The sequence below is a fragment of the Robinsoniella peoriensis genome (genome assembly GCF_000797495.1).
In the GTDB taxonomy this organism is placed as follows: domain Bacteria; phylum Bacillota; class Clostridia; order Lachnospirales; family Lachnospiraceae; genus Robinsoniella; species Robinsoniella peoriensis.
In genome coordinates, this window is record NZ_JTGN01000002.1 from 394,914 (window position 1) to 417,335 (window position 22,422).

At 40.0% G+C, this 22,422-nt stretch carries 36 protein-coding genes; 34 read left to right on the plus strand and 2 right to left on the minus strand.

All coding sequences use genetic code 11. From position 1 onward, the window contains the following. Nucleotides 1-16: 16 nt before the first annotated feature. On the minus strand, nt 17-889 hold the full coding sequence (locus QR40_RS05500; protein WP_027296170.1) for a class I SAM-dependent methyltransferase: 873 nt from the start codon (nt 887-889) through the stop codon (nt 17-19). A 73-nt stretch (nt 890-962) separates the two neighbouring features. Next, nucleotides 963-1,805: a GNAT family N-acetyltransferase gene (locus QR40_RS05505; protein ID WP_044289685.1), complete on the minus strand. Its 843-nt coding sequence runs from the start codon at nt 1,803-1,805 to the stop codon at nt 963-965. Between the two features lie 384 nt (nt 1,806-2,189). Here QR40_RS05505 and proC point away from each other — a divergent pair, with 384 nt between their 5' ends. The 34 genes from proC (at nt 2,190) to rpsD (ending at nt 22,422) form a co-directional block, all read left to right on the plus strand. Then, a complete protein-coding gene (gene proC / locus QR40_RS05510; RefSeq protein ID WP_044293831.1) occupies nt 2,190-2,984 on the plus strand; it encodes a pyrroline-5-carboxylate reductase in 795 nt (264 codons plus the stop codon). A 39-nt stretch (nt 2,985-3,023) separates the two neighbouring features. Next, complete coding sequence (locus QR40_RS05515; protein WP_044293833.1) at nt 3,024-4,403, plus strand: aminopeptidase; 1,380 nt, start codon at nt 3,024-3,026, stop codon at nt 4,401-4,403. 30 nt (nt 4,404-4,433) lie between these two features. Next, nucleotides 4,434-5,978: a sodium/proline symporter PutP gene (gene putP, locus QR40_RS05520; RefSeq protein ID WP_044293835.1), complete on the plus strand. Its 1,545-nt coding sequence runs from the start codon at nt 4,434-4,436 to the stop codon at nt 5,976-5,978. 282 nt (nt 5,979-6,260) lie between these two features. Next, nucleotides 6,261-7,232 carry a hypothetical protein gene (locus tag QR40_RS05525; RefSeq protein WP_027296175.1) on the plus strand — a complete coding sequence of 324 codons (972 nt, stop codon included), beginning with the start codon at nt 6,261-6,263 and terminating at the stop codon, nt 7,230-7,232. 301 nt (nt 7,233-7,533) lie between these two features. Next, nucleotides 7,534-7,851: a 30S ribosomal protein S10 gene (gene rpsJ / locus QR40_RS05530; protein WP_027296176.1), complete on the plus strand. Its 318-nt coding sequence runs from the start codon at nt 7,534-7,536 to the stop codon at nt 7,849-7,851. A gap of 137 nt (nt 7,852-7,988) precedes the next feature. Continuing rightward, nucleotides 7,989-8,624, plus strand: coding sequence for a 50S ribosomal protein L3 (gene rplC, locus QR40_RS05535; RefSeq protein WP_027296177.1), 636 nt, complete (start codon nt 7,989-7,991; stop codon nt 8,622-8,624). A gap of 28 nt (nt 8,625-8,652) precedes the next feature. After that, a complete protein-coding gene (gene rplD, locus QR40_RS05540; RefSeq protein ID WP_027296178.1) occupies nt 8,653-9,273 on the plus strand; it encodes a 50S ribosomal protein L4 in 621 nt (206 codons plus the stop codon). After that, nucleotides 9,273-9,572 (plus strand): 50S ribosomal protein L23, encoded by a 300-nt coding sequence (gene rplW, locus QR40_RS05545; RefSeq protein WP_027296179.1) that lies wholly within the window; start codon nt 9,273-9,275, stop codon nt 9,570-9,572. Before rplD ends, rplW begins: the two co-directional genes overlap by 1 nt. A gap of 65 nt (nt 9,573-9,637) precedes the next feature. Continuing rightward, nucleotides 9,638-10,483 carry a 50S ribosomal protein L2 gene (gene rplB, locus QR40_RS05550; RefSeq protein WP_027296180.1) on the plus strand — a complete coding sequence of 282 codons (846 nt, stop codon included), beginning with the start codon at nt 9,638-9,640 and terminating at the stop codon, nt 10,481-10,483. 40 nt (nt 10,484-10,523) lie between these two features. Then, complete coding sequence (rpsS, locus tag QR40_RS05555; protein ID WP_027296181.1) at nt 10,524-10,805, plus strand: 30S ribosomal protein S19; 282 nt, start codon at nt 10,524-10,526, stop codon at nt 10,803-10,805. 31 nt (nt 10,806-10,836) lie between these two features. Next, entirely contained in the window at nt 10,837-11,223 is a 387-nt protein-coding gene (rplV, locus tag QR40_RS05560; RefSeq protein ID WP_027296182.1) for a 50S ribosomal protein L22, read from the plus strand. 11 nt (nt 11,224-11,234) lie between these two features. Beyond that, nucleotides 11,235-11,891: a 30S ribosomal protein S3 gene (gene rpsC / locus QR40_RS05565; RefSeq protein ID WP_027296183.1), complete on the plus strand. Its 657-nt coding sequence runs from the start codon at nt 11,235-11,237 to the stop codon at nt 11,889-11,891. Next, complete coding sequence (rplP, locus tag QR40_RS05570) at nt 11,891-12,328, plus strand: 50S ribosomal protein L16 (RefSeq protein ID WP_027296184.1); 438 nt, start codon at nt 11,891-11,893, stop codon at nt 12,326-12,328. Before rpsC ends, rplP begins: the two co-directional genes overlap by 1 nt. After that, complete coding sequence (gene rpmC / locus QR40_RS05575) at nt 12,318-12,518, plus strand: 50S ribosomal protein L29 (protein WP_027296185.1); 201 nt, start codon at nt 12,318-12,320, stop codon at nt 12,516-12,518. Before rplP ends, rpmC begins: the two co-directional genes overlap by 11 nt. A gap of 119 nt (nt 12,519-12,637) precedes the next feature. Continuing rightward, nucleotides 12,638-12,892 (plus strand): 30S ribosomal protein S17, encoded by a 255-nt coding sequence (gene rpsQ / locus QR40_RS05580; protein WP_027296186.1) that lies wholly within the window; start codon nt 12,638-12,640, stop codon nt 12,890-12,892. 18 nt (nt 12,893-12,910) lie between these two features. Continuing rightward, entirely contained in the window at nt 12,911-13,279 is a 369-nt protein-coding gene (gene rplN / locus QR40_RS05585) for a 50S ribosomal protein L14 (protein ID WP_027296187.1), read from the plus strand. 15 nt (nt 13,280-13,294) lie between these two features. Beyond that, complete coding sequence (gene rplX, locus QR40_RS05590; protein ID WP_044293836.1) at nt 13,295-13,606, plus strand: 50S ribosomal protein L24; 312 nt, start codon at nt 13,295-13,297, stop codon at nt 13,604-13,606. 22 nt (nt 13,607-13,628) lie between these two features. Next, nucleotides 13,629-14,168 (plus strand): 50S ribosomal protein L5, encoded by a 540-nt coding sequence (gene rplE, locus QR40_RS05595; protein ID WP_027296189.1) that lies wholly within the window; start codon nt 13,629-13,631, stop codon nt 14,166-14,168. An 18-nt stretch (nt 14,169-14,186) separates the two neighbouring features. Further along, nucleotides 14,187-14,372 carry a type Z 30S ribosomal protein S14 gene (locus QR40_RS05600; protein WP_027296190.1) on the plus strand — a complete coding sequence of 62 codons (186 nt, stop codon included), beginning with the start codon at nt 14,187-14,189 and terminating at the stop codon, nt 14,370-14,372. A 29-nt stretch (nt 14,373-14,401) separates the two neighbouring features. Next, nucleotides 14,402-14,803 carry a 30S ribosomal protein S8 gene (rpsH, locus tag QR40_RS05605; RefSeq protein WP_027296191.1) on the plus strand — a complete coding sequence of 134 codons (402 nt, stop codon included), beginning with the start codon at nt 14,402-14,404 and terminating at the stop codon, nt 14,801-14,803. Nucleotides 14,804-14,881: 78 nt separating this feature from the next. Next, nucleotides 14,882-15,421, plus strand: coding sequence for a 50S ribosomal protein L6 (gene rplF, locus QR40_RS05610; RefSeq protein ID WP_027296192.1), 540 nt, complete (start codon nt 14,882-14,884; stop codon nt 15,419-15,421). 17 nt (nt 15,422-15,438) lie between these two features. Next, complete coding sequence (gene rplR, locus QR40_RS05615; protein WP_027296193.1) at nt 15,439-15,807, plus strand: 50S ribosomal protein L18; 369 nt, start codon at nt 15,439-15,441, stop codon at nt 15,805-15,807. A 12-nt stretch (nt 15,808-15,819) separates the two neighbouring features. Further along, the gene (gene rpsE, locus QR40_RS05620) at nt 15,820-16,329 is read left to right on the plus strand and encodes a 30S ribosomal protein S5 (protein WP_044289690.1); all 510 of its coding nucleotides are present in this window, start codon (nt 15,820-15,822) and stop codon (nt 16,327-16,329) included. Nucleotides 16,330-16,343: 14 nt separating this feature from the next. Then, nucleotides 16,344-16,526, plus strand: a complete 183-nt coding sequence (rpmD, locus tag QR40_RS05625; protein ID WP_027296195.1) for a 50S ribosomal protein L30 — start codon at nt 16,344-16,346, stop codon at nt 16,524-16,526. A 23-nt stretch (nt 16,527-16,549) separates the two neighbouring features. Further along, the gene (gene rplO, locus QR40_RS05630) at nt 16,550-16,990 is read left to right on the plus strand and encodes a 50S ribosomal protein L15 (RefSeq protein ID WP_027296196.1); all 441 of its coding nucleotides are present in this window, start codon (nt 16,550-16,552) and stop codon (nt 16,988-16,990) included. Then, entirely contained in the window at nt 16,990-18,306 is a 1,317-nt protein-coding gene (gene secY / locus QR40_RS05635) for a preprotein translocase subunit SecY (protein WP_027296197.1), read from the plus strand. Before rplO ends, secY begins: the two co-directional genes overlap by 1 nt. Before the next feature lie 155 nt (nt 18,307-18,461). Continuing rightward, the gene (locus QR40_RS05640; protein ID WP_044293838.1) at nt 18,462-19,106 is read left to right on the plus strand and encodes an adenylate kinase; all 645 of its coding nucleotides are present in this window, start codon (nt 18,462-18,464) and stop codon (nt 19,104-19,106) included. Nucleotides 19,107-19,110: 4 nt separating this feature from the next. Then, on the plus strand, nt 19,111-19,875 hold the full coding sequence (map, locus tag QR40_RS05645) for a type I methionyl aminopeptidase (protein ID WP_044293840.1): 765 nt from the start codon (nt 19,111-19,113) through the stop codon (nt 19,873-19,875). A 12-nt stretch (nt 19,876-19,887) separates the two neighbouring features. Continuing rightward, a complete protein-coding gene (locus QR40_RS05650; protein ID WP_044293842.1) occupies nt 19,888-20,196 on the plus strand; it encodes a KOW domain-containing RNA-binding protein in 309 nt (102 codons plus the stop codon). Continuing rightward, nucleotides 20,197-20,415, plus strand: coding sequence for a translation initiation factor IF-1 (infA, locus tag QR40_RS05655; RefSeq protein ID WP_027296201.1), 219 nt, complete (start codon nt 20,197-20,199; stop codon nt 20,413-20,415). A gap of 137 nt (nt 20,416-20,552) precedes the next feature. Then, nucleotides 20,553-20,666 carry a 50S ribosomal protein L36 gene (rpmJ, locus tag QR40_RS05660; protein WP_003497809.1) on the plus strand — a complete coding sequence of 38 codons (114 nt, stop codon included), beginning with the start codon at nt 20,553-20,555 and terminating at the stop codon, nt 20,664-20,666. A 318-nt stretch (nt 20,667-20,984) separates the two neighbouring features. Then, nucleotides 20,985-21,353, plus strand: coding sequence for a 30S ribosomal protein S13 (gene rpsM / locus QR40_RS05665; RefSeq protein ID WP_027296202.1), 369 nt, complete (start codon nt 20,985-20,987; stop codon nt 21,351-21,353). A 61-nt stretch (nt 21,354-21,414) separates the two neighbouring features. Continuing rightward, complete coding sequence (gene rpsK, locus QR40_RS05670) at nt 21,415-21,810, plus strand: 30S ribosomal protein S11 (protein WP_027296203.1); 396 nt, start codon at nt 21,415-21,417, stop codon at nt 21,808-21,810. A gap of 18 nt (nt 21,811-21,828) precedes the next feature. Then, complete coding sequence (gene rpsD / locus QR40_RS05675; protein WP_027296204.1) at nt 21,829-22,422, plus strand: 30S ribosomal protein S4; 594 nt, start codon at nt 21,829-21,831, stop codon at nt 22,420-22,422.

The window sequence follows — 22,422 nt, forward strand, 5'->3', positions numbered from 1 at the left end:
TTGAGTTAATAACCAGTTATCGGGTTTTTGGTTTTGATTCCCAGCGGCCGGATGCTCCGCAGGGAAGCACAAGTCCATTGCCGGATACAGGAAGTCCTACCTCCTGAGAGTCGACTTTTCCGTTAAATTGTTTTAATTCTGTTGCCAGCATATATGTCAGAACAGCTGGTGCAAGTCCTGTGGTGTAAGAATTTACCAGGAAGAACAATGGATTTTCTGTCAAAAGCTGTGCACACAATTTAATGAGAGGATGAATGGCATCCTCAATTTTCCAGATCTCGCCCTTAGGACCCCGTCCGTAGGAAGGAGGATCCATAATAATTCCGTCGTAATGACTGCCGCGTCGGATTTCACGTTCTACAAATTTCACACAGTCATCTACAATCCAGCGGATTGGTGCGTCTTCCAGATTAGAAGAGCGGGCATTTTCTTTCGCCCATCCTACCATGCCCTTAGAAGCGTCCACATGGGTCACCGAAGCGCCTGCGGCAGCGGCTGCCAGGGTAGCGCCTCCGGTATAGGCAAATAAGTTCAGTACTTTAACGGGGCGGTCTGCATGTTTGATTTTATCAGAAAACCAGTCCCAGTTTGTCGCCTGCTCCGGGAAAAGACCGGTATGCTTAAAACTAAAAGGTTTTAAATTAAAAGTCAGGCTTTTATAAGAAATACTCCATTGCTGGGGAAGATCAAAGAATTCCCATTCACCCCCGCCTTTTTTACTGCGGTGGTAGTGGCCATTCATCTTTTTCCAGCCTCTGTTGGTTTTCGGTGTATCCCAGATAACCTGGGGGTCAGGACGGACGAGAATATAATCCCCCCACCGCTCTAATTTTTCTCCACAAGAAGTATCAATTACTTCGTAATCTTTCCAATTATCAGCTATCCACATATTACATATTACCTTTCCTAGTTAAATTTTGTATCCGTTAGTCCGTAAAGCATTCTGCGTCTTTCGTGTGAAGTCAAACTTTATGGACTGCCAGGTTCCTTTTTGAACGGAACCAGTAAGTATAAAAATCTTCAAATCCAAGTGAAATATAAAGGTCCTTAGCGGAAGTATTGCCATCTACCACTTGAAGATAAGCATGCTCAGCACCTTTTTTTCTTGCTTCTTCCAGAATTGAGCTGCAAATTGAACGCGCAAAGTTTTTGCGTCTGCAGCTTGCGTCCACATAAATGGCATAAAGGCCAATGTGGGCACGGTCCAAAATACCCAGTCCGGATGCAACCATACGTCCGTCGATTTCGATAAAAGCGACGATTGTTTCCTTTGGGATTGCCTTAAACATTGAAGGCACAATCCTCCTGAGTGTAGGATTGGTGGTACCGTTTAAACGAAATAGAGAAGTTATCCAGTCATCCGTAATGCGGTCCCGCAGCTGGACGATCGTATCATTCGGATAAAAAACGGAAGAAGGTAGGTTTGAGTTTCTTCCATAATATTCATATTCAATAGATTCATAAGGGAACATATGAAATTGTTCCATAGGCATAGTCATCACATCAGTTATATGCTCCACGCTATACCCTCGTTCCGCCAGGATCCGGTCAAAAGACGGATCGATCATGGGATTGATTTTAAAATTAACCGGGGTATGAAAGTTGGCATACATGGATTCACAATATGCTATTTTTTCTTCAACCGGAAGATTAGAGATGCCAACCTGCTCTACACTATTGGTACGGTAGGTATAGTTGTGGGAAAAACGGATCAGCCATCCGTCATAAAGTTCGATCTTATGCGAAGGCCATGCATTGAGAGAAATCTCTTCTATTAATTTCATATAAGCATTGTCTTTTATCATAGGTGCGCTCCCTTAAAGAAAATCTTCTAATCATTATAGTTCAAAATGTAAGGATATTCAATGAAAAACTTGACCGAATCCCGTTAATTTGATAAAGTGAAAGATAAGTGTGAAAGAAAACCGCTTTCACACTGCTGATTTAGGAATAGCACAAGCTAGCTTGCGCTATTCATGGGGTAAGTGTGAAAGAAAACCGCTTTCACACTGCTGATTTAGGAATAGCACAAGCCAGCTTGCGCTATTCATGGGGTAAGTGTTAAAGAAAACCGCTTTCACACTGCTGATTTAGGAATAGCACAAGCCCAGCTTGCGCTATTCAATGGTAAAGTGTGAAAGAAATGCACCTGCAGAATGGTAAAGAGATTAAAATCAGGAGGTTCTTAAATGAAAATAGGATTTATTGGATGTGGAAATATGGCGACAGCGATGCTGGGCGGGATTTTAAAAAATGAGTTGATTCCTGCAGATGAAATTATAGGATCTACTTCAAGACAGGAAAGTCTGGATGCAATTAAAGCAAAGTTCGGCATCTGCACTACCTTAGATAATAAAGAAGTTGCAAAGCAGTCGGATGTGATTGTATTGGCGGTTAAACCACAGTATTATGAAGCGGTAATCAAAGAGATCAGAGATGCAGTTAACGTTGATAAGATCGTGGTGTCCATAGCTCCCGGTAAGACTCTTGAGTGGCTGGGTGATGTATTTGAAAAACCCCTTAAAATTATTCGCTGTATGCCAAATACACCGGCCCTGGTAGGGGAAGGGATTACCGGAGTCTGCGCAAATGAACTGGTGTCTTCTGAGGAATTAGAGATGGTATGCAGGATTCTGGGAGCATGCGGTTCCACAGAAGTAATCAGTGAACATCTAATGGACGTGGTAGTTTCCGTAAGCGGCAGTGCTCCGGCTTATGTATTTATGTTTATCGAGGCCATGGCTGACGGTGCGGTAGCCGATGGAATGCCAAGAGCCCAGGCTTATAAATTTGCAGCCCAGGCAGTACTTGGAAGTGCAAAGATGGTTTTAGAAACCGGAAAGCATCCGGGGGAATTAAAGGATATGGTATGCTCACCGGGAGGAACAACCATCGAGGCGGTGCGTGTATTGGAAGAAAAAGGCATGAGAAGTGCTGTGATCGAAGCCATGAAGGCATGTGTAAAGAAATCCAGAGGTATGTAATTATATTTTAAATAAAAGAAACAGAAAGGATGACATAATATGGAACGGGAAAATGCATGGAAAAAATATGATGAGGCAGGTCGTGAAAAAGTATTTGCTTTTAATGAAGGATATAAAGATTTCATTTCCAAATGTAAAACAGAGAGGGAATGTGTAAAAGAAGTGATTGCGCAGGTACAGTCTTTTGGCTATGAGGATCTGGATCAAATTGTTTCTTCCGGAAGAGTTTTAAAGTCAGGGGATAAAGTATATGCTGCAAATATGGGAAAAACAATTGCGCTGTTTCATATCGGAGAAGTACCCATGGAAGAAGGTATGAATATTCTGGGAGCACATATTGATTCACCGAGACTGGATCTGAAACAGAATCCATTATATGAGGATAATGATCTCGCAATGCTGGAAACACACTACTATGGCGGTGTGAAAAAGTATCAGTGGGTTGCACATCCCCTTGCCCTGCATGGTGTTGCAGCGAAAAAAGATGGAAGCATTGTGGAAGTTTCCATTGGAGAAGAGATGTCAGAACCTGTATTTGGAGTTTCTGATTTATTGATTCATTTATCCGGTACCCAGCTGGAGAAAAAAGCAAATAAAGTTATTGAAGGGGAAGACCTGAACATATTAATAGGCAGTATTCCGTTAGACGGAGATGATAAAGAGCCGGTAAAAGCCCAGATTCTTCAGATACTCAAGGAAAAGTACGGAATAGAAGAAGAAGATTTCCTGTCTGCAGAATTTGAAGCTGTTCCTGCGGGAAGAGCAAGGGATTACGGCCTGGACAGAAGTATGGTTATGGGATATGGACAGGATGACCGTGTATGTGCTTACCCATCATACATGGCTATGCTGCAGTTGGCTAACACAACCAGAACGGCAGTCTGCCTCTTAGTGGATAAAGAGGAGATCGGAAGCGTGGGGGCAACCGGTATGCAGTCTAAGTTTTTTGAGAATACGGTTGCTGAGGTTATGAACTGTACCGGAGACTACAGTGAGTTAAAGCTGCGCCGTGCCCTGAAAAATTCTAAGATGCTTTCTTCCGATGTAAGTGCTGCCTTTGACCCGAACTATCCAAGTGTTATGGAGAAAAACAACAGTGCTTTCTTAGGCAGGGGACTGACATTTAACAAATACACCGGTTCAAGGGGAAAATCCGGCTCCAATGATGCCAATGCGGAATATATTGCAGACATACGCAGGGTTTTGGATGAAAACCAGGTCAGTTTCCAGACAGCAGAGCTTGGAAAAGTAGACCAGGGCGGCGGCGGAACCATTGCTTTTATCCTGGCGAATTACAGTATGGAGGTTATTGACAGCGGTGTTGCCGTACTGAACATGCACGCACCGTGGGAGATTACCAGCAAGGTGGATATATATGAAGCGTATCTGGGATACCAGGCATTCTTAAAATATATGTAAAGAAAAAGAAGGAGAAAGAGGAAAAGGTACATGGAGAAAAGTTCTATAATTTGGATATTGATTGCATTTGTTGCTTACCTTGCAATGATGATGGGAATCGGTGTGGTGACCATGAAAAAGAATAAAAGCACAGATGATTTCTTTTTAGGAGGCCGTGGGTTAAGCGGCTGGGTGGCGGCTTTGTCTGCACAGGCTTCTGATATGAGCGGGTGGCTGCTCATGGGTCTGCCGGGAGCAGTTTATGCACTGGGAACAGGGCAGGCATGGATAGCAGTCGGTTTATTTATTGGAACCGTATTTAACTGGGTGTGCATTTCATCCCGTCTTCGCCGTTATACAATCAGGGCAAATAATGCAATCACATTTCCGGAATATCTGGAAAACCGTTTTCACGATAAGAAGAAAATATTGCTGTTGATTTCTTCGATTGTTATTGTTATTTTCTTCCTCGTATATACGGCTTCTGCATTAGCTGCAGGAGGTAAATTATTTGCCGGTGTATTTGGAATTGAATACCGCGTTGCATTAACGATAGGGGCAGCCGTTATTCTGGCTTATACATTCATGGGAGGATTCCTTGCAGTATGCCTTACTGATTTTATTCAGGGGATGCTGATGCTGGTAGGACTTCTGGTAGTACCGATAGTCGCTTATTTTGTAATGGGTCCGGACACGGTGACTGCAAATCTGGCAGCCAGCGGCGTAAATGCAGATTCCTATTTAAATCTGATGCATAATGGTGGAGAGTCCTACCGGGCAGTGGATATTATATCCCAGATAGGATGGGGACTTGGATACTGTGGAATGCCTCATATCCTGACACGTTTTATGGCGGTCAGAAGTGAGAAGGAATTAAAAAAATCCAGAGTTATCGCGATTGTGTGGGTATTGATATCCCTTGGTATGGCAGTAATCATCGGGGTCATCGGAAGAGCATACCTGTATCCGACACTTTTAGGCGGCGCAGGAGCAGATTCAGCAGAAAATGTTTTCATTGCCATGATTACACAGTTGTTTACAAAAGATCTGGCACTGCCGTTTATCGGAGGAATATTCCTCTGTGGTATTCTGGCAGCGATTATGTCAACGGCAGACTCTCAATTGCTGGTAACGGCATCTTCCGTATCAAAAGATTTATATCAGGGATTTATTAATCCAAAGGCAGAAGAAAAACATGTATTAAAACTCAGCCGTATCACTGTCATTGCTGTTGCAGTGCTGGCATACATCATTGCCCTGAATCCAAACAGCAGCATTATGGGGCTGGTCTCCAATGCCTGGGCAGGTTTAGGCGCAGCATTCGGGCCGACTGTATTACTTTCCTTATTTTGGAGAAGAACTAATATAGCAGGTGCTATAGCAGGTATTGTTTCCGGGGGACTGACAGTTATTGTCTGGGATTATATTCCGTTTGGAGGACAGACGCTTGGAGCCTCCACCGGTTTATACTCACTGGTTATTGGCTTTGCCATCAGTATTATACTGATTATTGCAGTGAGTCTCATGACAGCAGCTCCGGATGAAGAGATGCTGAAGGAATTTGATGATGTGGCGAATAAAAGAGTAGAAGGCTAAAATTAAGAAAATATTATTTTAATGAAAAAGGAGAATCCGGCAGTGCTTTCTGGATTCTCCTTTTTTGAAATTACAAGATTAGTGATTGCTATTTAAACTAATACACTATATAATAGAAGAAACATTTCGTTTTTCCGGACAGTTCTGTTCAAAATATTCCAGTTTAAAAGATGTTCAGTTATAAAAACACATGTAAATAACAGGTTGTATAACATAGGTTTATGTTTACTGCTTGTCATTGTAATACCCAGAATCATATGCTAAAATATAGGAGGAAAAAGATTGAAAGAAAACAACAGCAGAGATTATTCAAACACAGGGTTTAAAGCAAGCGCATTTGCAGCATACTTTGGAGAGCCCCAAAATGCAATGGAACTATTTAATGCTATAGAATCTGAAAAATGTACAGACCCATCCCAGATTGATTATTTGGCTCAGGAAGATGAACTGTTTATGACTGGGAAAAATGATCTTGCATTTGCCGTTAACGGCAAAATGCTGGTTATCAGTGAACACCTGACGGGCCAAACCCGGAATATTCCGGTACAGGATGTGATTTATTACGGAAGAATAGTGGAATCCCTATTAGATTCCAAAGAAATATATCAAAAGAAAAGGATGCTGATACCATGGCCGAAGTTTTATGTTTTTTATAATGGCGAAGGAGACAGCATGACAGAAGAGACACTTCGTTTATCTGATGTTTTTGAGGCACATGGCGGCGAGCCGGCACTTGAACTGACGGTAAAAGTCATCAACATAAACCTGGATGCCAATCATCCCCTTTTAGAGAAGTGCCGTGCATTGAAAGAGTATTCTATATTTATAGAAAGTATCAGAATGAATCTGAAGATGGGATACGGTAAGAAAGCGTCAGTCAGTCGCGGAATAGAGGATTGCAGGCGCAGAGGAATCGTGTCGGATTTCCTGGACAAGTATGGAAGCCGGGCAGATCAAATGCTGTATGCACAGTGTAATATGGAAGAAGTACTTAGAATTCATGGGATTGAGGAACGGGAACTGGGGAAGAAAGAAGGAATCGCAGAAGGCAGAGAAGCTGGAAAAGAGCTACTTTGTATTACTTTAATCCGAAAGCAGATAAATAAAGGCTGGGAGACGGCGGACATTGCTGAGCTGCTGGAGATGGAGATACCCCTGGTATCCGGTATCGGCAGGATAATAATGGAAAACCCTGATTTTAACGATGAACAGGTTCTAAAAGAGATTAAAATACGAAAAATTACCAATAAATAGCTGTGTACAAAAAAAAATACAAATTTTCCTAAAAAACCCTTGCATTTGCGAGGCTTATGCTATATAATCATTCGTGTTGTGACCTTGATAGCGTAGAAGTGTGAGGTTGCTGCAGTTTAATCTGCAGGTTTTCCATGGAGCGAATGTCAAGTTAGAAAACTGGCGACAAGTCACTGTACAATATATAACTGTCCATCAAAGAATGGAAACAACGTGTAGTATTAAGATGATACACACGGGAGAGTGTACAGTCACCGCTTGTCGTACTGCAATTAAGTGCGAAAAGGAGGCGACTTTTTTTATGGCAAGTCAAGTAATGAGAATTACATTAAAAGCGTATGATCATCAATTAATTGATGCATCCGCAAAGAAAATCATCGAAACTGTGAAGAAGAACGGATCTCAGGTGAGTGGACCGGTACCACTTCCTACTAAGAAAGAGGTTGTTACAATCTTACGAGCTGTACACAAGTACAAAGATTCCAGAGAGCAGTTCGAGCAGAGAACTCATAAGAGACTGATCGATATCATGACACCAACCCAGAAGACGGTTGATGCATTATCCAGACTGGAAATGCCAGCAGGTGTTTATATTGATATCAAAATGAAAAGCAAATAAGAAACAGGTATTCGAACAGAGATTATCCTAAAAGGTTGATATAGAAGTAACGAAAAGTTCCACTTATATTAACTGTTTGACTAGGATGATTGCACAACACGGTGTAATCCGCTGTAGAAAAACAGGAGGTAAAAAGAATGAAGAAAGCGATTTTAGCGACAAAAGTCGGAATGACTCAAATCTTCAATGAAGACGGAGTTTTAACTCCAGTAACCGTACTTCAGGCTGGACCTTGTGTAGTAACTCAGGTTAAGACAGAAGAAAATGATGGTTACAAAGCAATTCAGGTAGGTTTTGTTGATAAGAGAGAAAAATTAGTGAACAAACCTATGAAAGGCCAATTTGACAAAGCTGGTGTTTCTTATAAAAGATATGTCAGAGAATTCAAGTTTGACAATGCAGAGGAATATTCAGTAGCACAGGAAATCAAAGCTGACATTTTTGAAGCTGGCGATAAGATTGATGCAACTGCTATTTCAAAGGGAAAAGGATTCCAGGGCGCGATTAAGAGACATAATCAGAGCAGAGGACCTATGGCCCACGGTTCTAAATTCCATCGTCATGCTGGTTCAAATGGTTCTGCATCTGATCCAAGTAAAGTATTTAAAGGCAAGAAAATGCCGGGACACATGGGAGCTAAACAGATTACAATCCAGAATCTGGAAATTGTAAAAGTTGATGTAGAAAACAATCTGCTTTTAGTAAAAGGTGCTGTACCAGGACCTAAGAAATCTATGGTAACAATCAAAGAAACAGTAAAAGCTGGTAAATAGGCTTTTATAGGAAAGGAGGAACACACAGATGGCAAACGTATCTGTTTACAATATGGAAGGCAATGAAGTTGGTACAATGGAGCTGAACGATGCTGTATTTGGTGTTGAAGTTAATGATCACTTAGTACACATGGCAGTTGTAAGCCAGCTTGCTAATAAACGTCAGGGAACACAGAAAGCGAAAACTCGTTCAGAAGTTTCCGGCGGTGGAAGAAAACCTTGGAGACAAAAAGGAACCGGTCATGCAAGACAGGGTTCAACAAGATCTCCTCAGTGGACGGGCGGCGGAGTTGTATTTGCTCCAACACCAAGAGATTATTCTTTCAAAATGAACAAGAAAGAAAGAAGACTTGCTTTAAAATCTGCATTAACCTCAAGATTACAGGAGAACAAATTAATCGTTCTTGATGACCTGAAGTTAGATGAAGTAAAAACAAAAGCAATGCAGAATGTATTGAACAACTTAAAATTAAACAAAGCTTTAGTTGTTACAAAAGAGAATGACAACAATGTAGTGTTATCTGCAAGAAACATTCCGGGTGTACAGACTGCTCTTACAAGCACAATCAATGTTTACGATATTTTAAAATATAATACAGTTGTTTTAACAAAAGCTGCTGTAGAGGCAATTGAGGAGGTGTACGCATAATGGCTGCAATACAATATTATGATGTAATCCTTAAACCAGTTATTACAGAAAAAAGCATGAATGCTATGGGCGAGAAGAAATATACTTTCTTAGTTCATACAGAAGCTACTAAGAATCAGATCAAAGAAGCAGTTGAAAAAATGTTCGAAGGAACAAAGGTAAAAAGCGTTAATACCATGAATATGGATGGTAAGAAAAAAAGACGTGGAACTACTGTTGGAAAAACTGCTAAAACGAAAAAAGCAATTGTTGCTTTGACAGAAGAAAGCAAAGATATCGAAATCTTTGAAGGATTATAGAATCAACCGCAACTAAAATATACGCAAGAAAAGCGTGACAATAAATATTGAAAGGAGTGACAATAATGGGAATTAAGACATATAACCCATATACACCTTCCAGAAGACATATGACCGGTTCTGATTTCGTAGAAATCACAAAGAGCGAACCTGAAAAAAGCTTATTAGTTTCTCTTCAGAAAAACTCTGGTCGTAACAATCAAGGTAAAATCACTGTAAGACACCGCGGAGGCGGATCCAGAAAAAAATATAGAATCATCGATTTTAAGAGAAATAAAAAAGATGGTATTCCGGCAACTGTAATCGGAATCGAATACGATCCGAACAGAACTGCTAATATTGCATTAATCTGCTATGCAGACGGCGAAAAAGCTTACATCTTAGCTCCTCAGGGATTAAAAGATGGAATGAAAATTATGAATGGACCAGAAGCAGAAGTGAAAATTGGTAACTGTATGCCGTTATCCGATATTCCGGTTGGTACTATGGTTCACAATATTGAAATGTATCCTGGAAAAGGCGGACAGTTAGTTCGTTCAGCAGGTAACAGCGCTCAGTTAATGGCAAAAGAAGGAAAAACTGCAACACTTCGTCTTCCTTCAGGTGAAATGAGAATGGTTCCGATCATTTGCAGAGCAACGATTGGTGTTGTTGGTAATGGTGATCATAACCTGATCAATATTGGTAAAGCTGGTAGAAAACGTCATATGGGCTTCAGACCTACCGTTCGTGGTTCCGTAATGAATCCTAACGATCATCCACATGGTGGTGGTGAAGGTAAGACAGGTATTGGCCGTCCAGGTCCATGTACACCTTGGGGTAAACCTGCTCTTGGCTTAAAGACAAGAAAGAAAAACAAACATTCTAATAAGATGATCGTAAGAAGACGCGACGGTAAAGCGATTAACTAATTAATCAATTCAATTAAAGTTTACAAGGAGGTTAGAACCTATGGCTCGCTCACTTAAAAAAGGACCATTTGCAGATGATAGTTTACTGAAAAAGGTAGATGCGATGAACGCAGCAGGACAGAAACAGGTTATTAAAACCTGGTCCCGTCGTTCCACAATCTTCCCACAGATGGTTGGACATACAATAGCAGTTCATGATGGAAGAAGACATGTGCCTGTATATGTTACAGAAGATATGGTTGGTCACAAACTTGGAGAGTTTGTTGCTACCAGAACTTACAGAGGACATGGAAAAGATGAAAAAAGATCTGGCGTTCGCTAGAATATCGTAGATTTGAAAGGAGGTTTCATCCATGGCAAAAGGACATAGATCCCAAATCAAAAGAGAGAGAAATGCACAGAAAGACACAAGACCGAGCGCTAAGTTATCTTACGCTAGAGTTTCTGTTCAGAAAGCATGTTTCGTATTAGATGCCATCAGAGGTAAGGATGTACAGACAGCACTTGGTATTGTGACTTATAATCCAAGATATGCTTCTAGCTTAATAGAGAAATTATTGAAATCAGCAATCGCTAATGCTGAGAACAACAACGGAATGAGTGTAGAAAACCTTTATGTAGAGGAATGTTACGCTAATAAAGGACCTACAATGAAGAGAATCAAACCAAGAGCACAGGGTAGAGCTTACAGAATCGAAAAGAGAACAAGTCATATCACTGTTGTGCTGAATGAAAGATAAGGAGGGCAATCATGGGACAAAAAGTTAATCCTCACGGCTTAAGAGTCGGAGTTATTAAAGACTGGGACTCCAAATGGTATGCTGAGGCTGACTTCGCTGACTATTTAGTAGAAGATCACAAAATCAGAACATACCTGAAGAAAAAGTTATATAGCGCAGGTGTATCTAAGATTGAAATCGAAAGAGCATCTGACAGAGTGAAATTAATCATTCATACTGCAAAACCAGGTGTGGTTATCGGTAAGGGTGGTTCTGAAATTGAAAAAGTAAAAGCTGAAGTTCAGAAGCTTACAGATAAAAAAGTTATCGTTGATATCAAAGAAGTAAAAAGACCGGATAAAGATGCTCAGTTAGTAGCAGAAAACATTGCCTTACAGTTAGAAAACCGTGTTTCTTTCAGACGTGCAATGAAATCTACTATGACCAGAACAATGAGATCCGGAGCGAAAGGTATCAAAACAGCAGTTGCAGGACGTCTTGGCGGAGCAGATATGGCTCGTACAGAATTCTACAGCGAAGGTACTATTCCACTTCAGACACTTAGAGCAGATATTGACTATGGATTCGCAGAAGCAGATACAACTTACGGCAAATTAGGCGTAAAAGTTTGGATCTACAAAGGCGAAGTACTTCCAACTAAAGGAACAAAGGAAGGGAGCGATAAATAATGTTAATGCCAAAAAGAGTAAAGCGTCGTAAACAGTTCCGTGGTTCTATGGCTGGTAAAGCACTTAGAGGAAATACGATTTCAAACGGAGAATATGGACTTGTCGCTTTAGAACCATGTTGGATCAAATCAAACCAGATCGAAGCAGCCCGTGTTGCTATGACCCGTTACATCAAACGTGGTGGTAAGGTTTGGATTAAGATTTTCCCAGATAAACCAGTAACAGCTAAACCAGCAGAAACTCGTATGGGTTCCGGTAAAGGAACATTAGAATACTGGGTAGCAGTTGTAAAACCAGGACGTGTAATGTTCGAACTTGCAGGTGTTCCAGATGATATCGCACGTGAAGCATTACGTCTTGCTATGCATAAATTACCTTGTAAATGTAAGATCGTTTCTCGCGCAGACTTAGAAGGCGGTGATAACAGTGAAAATTAATAAATTTGTAGAAGATTTAAAAAGCAAATCAGCTGCAGAATTAAATGAAGAATTAGTAGCTGCTAAAAAGGAACTTTTTAACTTAAGATTCCAGAACGCAACCAATCAGTTAGATAACACAAGCAGAATTAAAGAAGTTCGCAAGAACATCGCTAGAATTCAGACAGTGATCACTGAGAAGGCTCAATAATAAAGGATACACCAAATCCACTGGACCAGGAAACACTTTCAGGAGTGGGGTGGGTGTAGATTCGCACGATATTCGGGATAGTCTCGTGGCGTGCTTATACCATGAAAGGAGTAAATAACGTGGAAAGAAATCTTAGAAAAACCCGTACTGGTAAAGTTGTTAGCGACAAAATGGATAAGACAATTGTCGTTGCAGTAGAAGACCATGTTAAACATCCTCTTTACAAAAAGATCGTAAAGAGAACATATAAATTAAAAGCACATGATGAAAAAAATGAATGTAACATTGGTGATACCGTAAAAGTTATGGAAACAAGACCATTATCCAAAGATAAAAGATGGAGACTTGTGGAAATCATCGAGAGAGTTAAATAGTATAGGAGGTATATCAGCATGATACAACAAGAGAGTAGACTTAGAGTTGCTGATAACACTGGTGCCAAAGAATTACTTTGTATCAGAGTTATGGGTGGATCTACCAGAAGATATGCAAATATCGGCGACATTATCGTAGCTACCGTTAAAGATGCAACACCAGGCGGTGTTGTAAAAAAAGGTGATGTTGTAAAAGCTGTAGTTGTTCGTACAGTAAAAGGCGCTCGTCGTAAAGACGGTTCTTATATTAAATTCGACGAAAATGCTGCTGTTATCATCAAAGATGACAAGAATCCAAAAGGAACTCGTATTTTTGGACCAGTAGCCAGAGAGCTTCGTGAAAAACAATTCATGAAAATTGTTTCCTTAGCTCCTGAAGTATTATAAGGAGGTGCCAAAATAATGTCAGCTATGAAAATTAAAAAGGGCGATTCTGTAAAAGTAATCGCTGGAAAAGATAAAGATAAAGAAGGCAAAGTTCTTGCTGTAGACGTAAAAGCAGGTAGAGTACTTGTGGAAGGCGTAAGCATGATTACAAAGCATTCAAAACCATCAGCAGCGAATCAGCAGGGTGGAATTGTTAATAAAGAAGCCTTTATTGACGTTTCAAACGTAATGCTGCTTCACAAAGGTAAAGCAACAAGAGTTGGTTTTAAAATGGATGGAGACAAAAAAGTTCGTTTTGCGAAAGCAACTGGCGAAGTGATCGATTAATTAAGAGAGGAGGCCGCACAAGTTGAGTAGACTGAAAGAAACTTACAATAATGAGATCGTAGATGCTATGATCAAAAAATTTGGATATAAAAATGTAATGGAAGTACCGAAAATTGATAAGGTTGTTATCAATATGGGCGTTGGCGAAGCAAAAGATAATGCCAAATTATTAGAAACTGCTGTAAAAGACATGGAAACCATTGCAGGACAGAAGGCAGTTCTTACCAGAGCAAAGAATTCTGTTGCTAATTTCAAAATCCGTGAAGGTATGGCAATCGGATGTAAGGTAACACTTCGTGGCGAGAGAATGTATGAATTTGTTGATCGTCTGATCAATTTAGCATTACCTCGTGTACGTGACTTTAGAGGTGTAAACCCTAACGCATTTGATGGAAGAGGTAACTACGCACTGGGTATTAAAGAACAGTTAATTTTCCCTGAAATCGAATACGATAAAGTAGACAAGGTTAGAGGTATGGACGTAATTTTCGTTACGACTGCTAAGACTGACGAAGAAGCTCGTGAATTATTGGCACAGTTCAATATGCCGTTTACTAAATAGTTATAGGAGGGAAATTTCATGGCTAAAACAGCAATGAAAATCAAACAGCAACGTCCGGCAAAATTCTCTACAAGAGAATACAGCCGTTGTAGAATCTGTGGACGTCCACATGCTTATTTAAGAAAATACGGAATCTGCAGAATCTGCTTCCGTGAATTAGCATACAAAGGACAGATCCCAGGTGTGAGAAAAGCAAGCTGGTAGGATAAAGAAGTAGAGAGGAGGCAACTTAAATGACAATGAGCGATCCAATCGCAGATATGCTTACAAGAATTCGTAATGCAAATACTGCTAAACATGATACAGTAGATGTACCTGCTTCTAAAATGAAAATTGCTATTGCAAATATTCTTTTAGATCAAGGTTATATTGCAAAATATGATATCGTAGAAGATGGAAACTTTAATACAATCCGTATCACCTTAAAATACGGTGCAGATAAAAATGAGAAGATCATAACAGGTCTAAAGAGAATTTCTAAACCGGGCTTACGTGTTTACGCAAACAAGGAAGAACTTCCTAAAGTACTTGGAGGTTTAGGAGTAGCAATTATTTCTACAAACCAGGGTGTTATCACTGATAAAGAAGCTAGAAAGCTTCAGGTTGGTGGAGAAGTACTTGCATTTGTTTGGTAGGCTGTGAACTATTAGAAGTTACTGAAAACAGAAAGGTCTATGACCTTTCCGAAAATTTAAGTAAGGAGGACATATCAAATGTCACGTATCGGAAGAATGCCAGTAGCAGTTCCGGCAGGCGTTACTGTTGAAATTGCAGATGGCAATAAAGTTACTGTTAAAGGTAGCAAAGGTACACTTGAAAGAGTATTACCTGTTGAAATGGATATCAAATTAGAAGATGGTCAGGTTGTTGTTTCCAGACCAAACGATTTAAAGAAAATGAAATCATTACATGGTTTAACAAGAACTCTGATCTCTAACATGGTTGTTGGTGTTAGTGAAGGATATCAGAAAGTTCTTGAAGTAAACGGTGTTGGTTACAAAGCAGCAAAAGCTGGTAAGAAATTAACATTATCACTTGGATATTCCCATCCGGTAGAAATGATCGATCCAGAAGGATTAGAGTCTACTGTAGAAGGAAATAAAATCGTTGTAAAAGGTATCGATAAAGAAAAAGTTGGCCAATACGCAGCTGAAATCAGAGAGAAGAGAAAACCGGAACCTTATAAAGGAAAAGGTATTAAATATGCTGATGAAGTTATTAGACGTAAAGTTGGTAAGACTGGTAAGAAATAATTAAGGAGAGTGTAAAAATGGTTAATAAAGAATCCAGAACAAAAGTTCGCGAAAAAAAACACCTGAAAATTCGTAATCGTTTCAGCGGAACTACTGAAAGACCACGTTTAGCAGTGTTTAGAAGTAATAATCATATGTATGCTCAAATTATTGACGATACAGTTGGAAATACGCTTGTTTCAGCTTCCACCCTTCAGAAGGATGTTAAAGCGGAACTGGAAAAGACCAATAACGTTGATGCAGCAGCATATTTAGGTACTGTTATTGCAAAAAAGGCTTTGGAAAAAGGTATTACAACTGTTGTCTTTGATAGAGGCGGCTTCATATATCAGGGTAAAATCAAAGCATTAGCAGATGCAGCTAGAGAAGCTGGTCTAGAATTTTAGGAGGTAGAACACATGAAACATACAATTATTGATGCTAGCAGCTTAGAATTGAATGAAAAAGTAGTATCAATTAAACGTGTTACAAAAGTTGTTAAAGGTGGTCGTAACTTCCGTTTTACAGCTTTGGTAGTTGTTGGTGATGGCAATGGACACGTTGGCGCTGGACTTGGTAAAGCTACTGAGATTCCAGAAGCTATCCGTAAAGGAAAAGAAGATGCTGCTAAAAAGCTCATCAATGTATCTTTAGATGACAATGCTAGTATTCCACATGATTTTCAGGGTAAATTCGGTGGTGCTTCCGTATTGTTAAAGAGAGCTCCTGAAGGTACCGGTGTTATCGCTGGTGGTCCTGCACGTAGCGTACTTGAGCTTGCAGGCATCAAGAACATCCGTACAAAATCTTTAGGATCAAACAATAAACAAAACGTAGTACTTGCAACAATCGAAGGCTTAAGACAGATCAAGTCTCCTGAAGAAGTTGCTAGACTTCGCGGAAAATCTGTTGAAGAGATTCTGGCGTAAGGAGGATTTGAAAAATGGCAGATAAAGTAAAAGTTACATTAGTTAAATCTACAATTGGTGCTATTCCAAAACATTGTGCCACTGTAGCAGCTTTGGGACTGAAAAAAGTTAATAAATCAGTTGAATTACCAAACAACGCAGCTACCATGGGAATGGTTAAACAAGTACAGCACTTAGTGAAAGTAGAAGAAATCTAAATTATTGATAAGGAGGTGTCGTGATGGATTTATCAAATTTACAGCCTGCTGAAGGTTCAAGACAAAGTGATAACTTCAGAAGAGGACGTGGACACGGTTCAGGAAACGGTAAAACTGCTGGTAAAGGTCATAAAGGACAGAAGGCTCGTTCAGGAGCAACAAGAATTGGCTTCGAAGGTGGACAGATGCCTTTATACAGACGTATTCCGAAGAGAGGTTTCACGAACAGAAATACTCTTGACATTGAAGCAATCAACGTTAGCGAGCTTGAAAGATTTGAAAATGATACCGAAGTAACCATTGAAACATTAATGGAAGCAGGTGTTATTAAAAGTCCAAAAGATGGTGTTAAGATACTTGGCAACGGTGAACTTACAAAGAAGCTTACTGTTAAAGTAAATGCCTTCAGTGAAGGTGCAAAAACTAAAATAGAAGCACTTGGTGGAAAAGCAGAGGTGATCTAATGTTAGAGACGCTACGAAATGCATTTAAAATTAAGGAAGTACGAAAAAAGATTTTCTTCACGTTTTTGATGCTGGTAGTAATAAGATTGGGCTCTCAGCTTCCTGTTCCAGGAGTGGATCGAACATTCTTAGCCAATTGGTTTGCAAACCAGACCGGAGATGCATTTAATTTCTTTAGTGCATTTACCGGTGGCTCTTTCGAGAAGATGTCAATATTCGCTTTGAATATTACACCTTATATTACATCTTCGATCATTATCCAGCTTCTTACCATTGCAATTCCAAAGTTAGAGGAAATGCAAAAAGAAGGGGAAGATGGCAGGAAGAAACTTACTGCTATTACCCGTTATGTAACGGTTGCTTTAGCATTAATTGAATCAATTGCCATGGCAATTGGTTTTGGTAACAAAGGATTAATTCCGGATATGAACTTCCTGAAAGCATTTATGGTTGTAGTTTCCTTAACAGCTGGTTCTGCTTTCTTAATGTGGGTTGGTGAACGTATTACTGAAAAGGGTGTTGGAAACGGTATCTCTATCGTATTGATGATTAATATTCTTTCAAGAGTCCCTTCAGATTTATCTTCACTGTATACTACATTCATAAAAGGAAAATCAGTTGCCCGTGGTTCACTGGCAGCGTTAGTAATCCTGGCAGTTATAGTAGTTACCGTTGTTTTAGTTATACTATTGAATGATGCACAGAGAAGGATCCCTGTTCAGTATGCAAAGAAAATGCAGGGCCGGAAGATGGTCGGAGGCCAGTCCACACATATTCCGTTAAAAGTAAATACAGCCGGAGTTATCCCGGTTATCTTTGCGTCTTCCCTGATGTCTATGCCGACTGTAATCGCATCGTTCTTAGGAAAGACCGGAGGAACTGGTGTTGGCGCTACAATCCTTGGAATGATGAGCCAGAACAACTGGTTTAGCCCGAAACAGCCGATTTATTCGGTTGGTTTGGTGCTGTACATTGTCCTGATCATTTTCTTTGCTTATTTCTATACATCCATTACTTTTAATCCAATTGAAGTAGCGGATAATATGAAGAAGCAGGGTGGATTTATTCCGGGTATACGTCCTGGTAAGCCAACCACAGACTACTTAAACAAAATTTTAAATTATCTCGTATTTTTAGGAGCTGTAGGACTTACAATTGTTGTTATAATTCCAATCTTCTTTAATGGAGTATTTGGTGCATATGTTTCCTTTGGTGGTACATCCATCATCATCATCGTAGGTGTTGTTCTGGAGACATTAAAGCAAATTGAATCACAGATGTTAGTACGTAATTATAGAGGCTTCTTAAGTGAGTAAACAGTGTACTGCATCACTTATCGTTATCTGCGCAGGCAGGTAACGATAGGTGGGTAGTGCACTTAAATGCTATATAGGATGGATTATATCTGTTCATGGTTCTGAGCAGATAGGATGGATTATCATAAATGTCCAAGGAAAGGCAGGGGTAAAGTATGAAGATTATCATGTTAGGTGCACCAGGAGCCGGTAAAGGAACACAGGCTAAGAAAATAGCGGATAAGTATCAGATACCGCATATTTCAACAGGTGATATTTTCCGTGCTAATATCAAGAACGGAACGGAACTGGGTAAAAAAGCAAAAACTTACATGGACCAGGGATTATTAGTACCGGATGAACTGGTAGTGGATCTGGTAGTAGACAGAGTACAGCAGAGTGATTGTGCGAATGGCTATGTTCTGGACGGTTTCCCGAGAACAATTCCTCAGGCAGAAGCATTAGATGCAGCACTTGCTAAATTAGGCGATAAAGTTGATTATGCAATTAATGTGGAAGTTCCGGACGAAAATATCATTAACCGTATGGGCGGAAGAAGAGCCTGTGTAGGCTGTGGTGCTACATACCATGTTGCATATAACCCTCCCAAAGAGGAAGGATTCTGTGACATTGACGGCGAAAAGCTGATCTTAAGAGAAGATGACAAGCCAGAGACTGTTAAGAAGCGTCTGGATGTATACCATGATCAGACACAGCCGTTAATTGAGTATTACAGCAGCAAACAAATATTAAAAGAAGTAGATGGCACGGTAGATATGGAAGACGTATTTACAGCTATCGTACAGATATTAGGAGTGTAACACTATGTCAGTAACAATAAAGTCTGCAAAAGAAATTGAACTTATGAGAGAAGCTGGAAGATTACTGGAGATTACTCATAATGAATTGGCAAAGGCAATCAAACCGGGGATATCTACCTGGGAAATTGATCAGCTTGGCGAGCAGATTATCAGAAGCTTTGGCTGTACTCCTAATTTTCTGAATTACAACGGATATCCGGCATCTATCTGCGTTTCTGTTAACGACGAGGTCGTACATGGAATTCCTTCTAAAAAGCGTATCCTGCAGGAAGGGGATATTGTCAGCTTAGATGCAGGACTTATCTATAAAGGCTTTCATTCGGATGCAGCCAGAACCCATGCGGTGGGCGAAATCAGTAAGGAAGCGAAACAACTGATTGAAGTAACAAAACAGTCTTTCTTTGAAGGTATCAAATTTGCAAGGGCAGGGCATCATCTGCATGAGATTTCAGCCGCTATTGGAGCATATGCTGAGAGCTTTGGCTACGGAGTGGTTCGTGACCTGGTTGGCCATGGAATCGGCACCAGCCTGCATGAGGATCCACAAATCCCTAATTTTTCCCAAAAGCGCAGAGGTATCCGCCTTCAGCCTGGAATGACCCTGGCAATAGAGCCAATGATTAATGCCGGACGATACGATGTCGAATGGCTGGATGATGATTGGACGGTAGTGACAGAGGATGGTTCCTGGTCTGCCCATTATGAAAATACAGTATTGATTACTGAAGATGAGCCCGAAATTTTAACTTTGGGACATATTTATGAATAATGAGGGCAAAAAATGGAAAGATTTGAGATAGGAATGCTGGCTGTATCAAGAGCCGGCCATGATAAAGACTGTCTGTATGTAATAAGTGCCATAGATGGTGAATATGTATATCTGACGGATGGAAAGGTGAAACCCCTTGAGCGTCCCAAGAAAAAGAAGAAAAAACATATCCAGGTGATCCGCATGATTCCAGAAGATTTGTGTGGTGCACCTATGGATTCACTTAAAAATGAAGATATCAAACGAGTAATTAAGCATTATCGTAAATCACAGAAAATAGATAATGTCAATCAGGTGAAGAAAGTTTCAGGAGGTTTTTAAATGTCAAAAGTAGATGTTATTGAAGTAGAAGGAACTGTGTTAGAAAAATTACCAAATGCGATGTTTAAAGTAGAATTAGAGAATAAGCATGTAGTTTTAGCACACATCAGCGGAAAGTTACGTATGAATTTCATCCGTATACTTCCGGGTGACAAGGTTACAATCGAATTATCACCGTACGATTTAGATAAAGGCCGTATTATTTGGAGAGATAAGTAAAAAAAGTCAATATTTTGCTTGCATTTCCAATATATTCGTGATATAATTTGAGTCGAACTTTTTGTGAAGACACCATGTTTCGGTGTCGCAGTTTGCCCAAATACCGGGCGTTAAATGGTGTGAAAGGAGGATTTACCATGAAGGTTAGATCATCAGTGAAACCTATTTGCGAAAAATGCAAAATCATCAAAAGAAAAGGAAGTATCAGAGTAATCTGTGAAAATCCGAAGCACAAACAGAGACAGGGATAAGATCTGTTTGTAAAGTTTTATTTTAGTGCGGCTGCAGCAGGACTCACCAGGGTGTGTTGTTACTGCTGATGACAATATAAAGTGGAGACTCGCTCCACCATATATTGCTTATAATACCGGATGCATGCATACCACCTCGTTCAGTAATGGGGGGCATTCGGAAAGGTCGTATTTCAATGCGGCTGGGCAGGACCATCTATCCGTGCCTCAATTAAGGACAATATAATTAAGGTTTCGAAAGGCGCACACATTTCAGACATGCAAAAGGCATGGGCTGCGCGGCATCGTAATCTTACAAGAAAATGGAGGAAATATTACATGGCTCGTATTGCTGGTGTAGACTTACCAAGAGAAAAACGTGTAGAAATTGGATTAACTTACATCTACGGAATTGGTAGAGTAAGTGCAACAAAAATTCTGGAATCTGCAAAGGTTAATCCGGACACTCGTGTCAGAGATTTAACTGATGAAGAAGTAGGAAGAATTCGTGACGTAATTGATGAAACACAGACTGTAGAAGGTGATTTAAGAAGAGAAATCGCTCTTAATATCAAGAGATTACAGGAAATCGGATGCTATCGTGGAATCCGTCATAGAAAAGGACTTCCGGTTCGTGGACAGAAGACAAAGACCAATGCAAGAACCAGAAAAGGTCCTAAGAGAACAGTTGCTAACAAGAAGAAATAATATTGTATTTACGAAAATTACAAACTTTATTAAAGAATATGAGAAAGTAGGTTAGTTTAAAATGGCTAAAAAAGTTACCAAAAAAGTGACAAAAAAGCGTGTAAAGAAAAACGTTGAACGCGGACAGGCACACATTCAGTCATCTTTCAATAACACAATCGTAACATTAACTGATGCTGAAGGAAATGCTTTATCATGGGCAAGTGCTGGTGGTCTGGGATTTAGAGGTTCAAGGAAATCTACTCCATATGCTGCACAGATGGCAGCTGAAACAGCTACAAAAGCAGCATTAGTACATGGTCTTAAGACTGTAGATGTTATGGTAAAAGGACCAGGTTCAGGACGTGAAGCAGCGATTCGTGCTCTTCAGGCATGTGGTCTTGAAGTAACTAGTATCAGAGACGTGACTCCGGTTCCACATAATGGATGCCGTCCACCAAAACGCAGAAGAGTCTAATAGGAGGGGTAGAGTAAGATGGCAGTTAATAGAGTTCCTGTTCTTAAAAGATGTAGATCACTTGGATTAGATCCAATTTACTTAGGAATAGATAAAAAATCCACTAGAGAATTAAGAAGAGCAAACCGTAAAATGAGTGAGTATGGTTTGCAGTTAAGAGAAAAACAGAAAGCAAAATTCATTTATGGTGTTTTAGAAAAACCTTTCAGAAACTACTATAAAAGAGCTGAGAAAATGACGGGTATGACTGGTCCTAACCTAATGATCTTATTAGAGTGCAGATTAGACAACGTATTGTTCCGTGCAGGACTTGCAAGAACTAGAAAAGAAGCTAGACAGATCGTTGACCACAAGCACGTATTAGTAAACGGCAAACAGGTTAATATCCCTTCTTATTTAGTAAAAGCAGGCGATACTATCGAAATCAAAGAGAAATGCAAAGGTTCTCAGAGATACAAAGATATTTTAGATGCAACAAGTGGAAGACTTGTTCCTGAATGGTTAGATACTGAAGCAGAAGCTTTAAAAATTTCTGTTAAAGAAGCACCAGCCAGAGAAGCAATTGATGTTCCAGTTGATGAGATGCTTATCGTCGAGTTGTATTCTAAATAA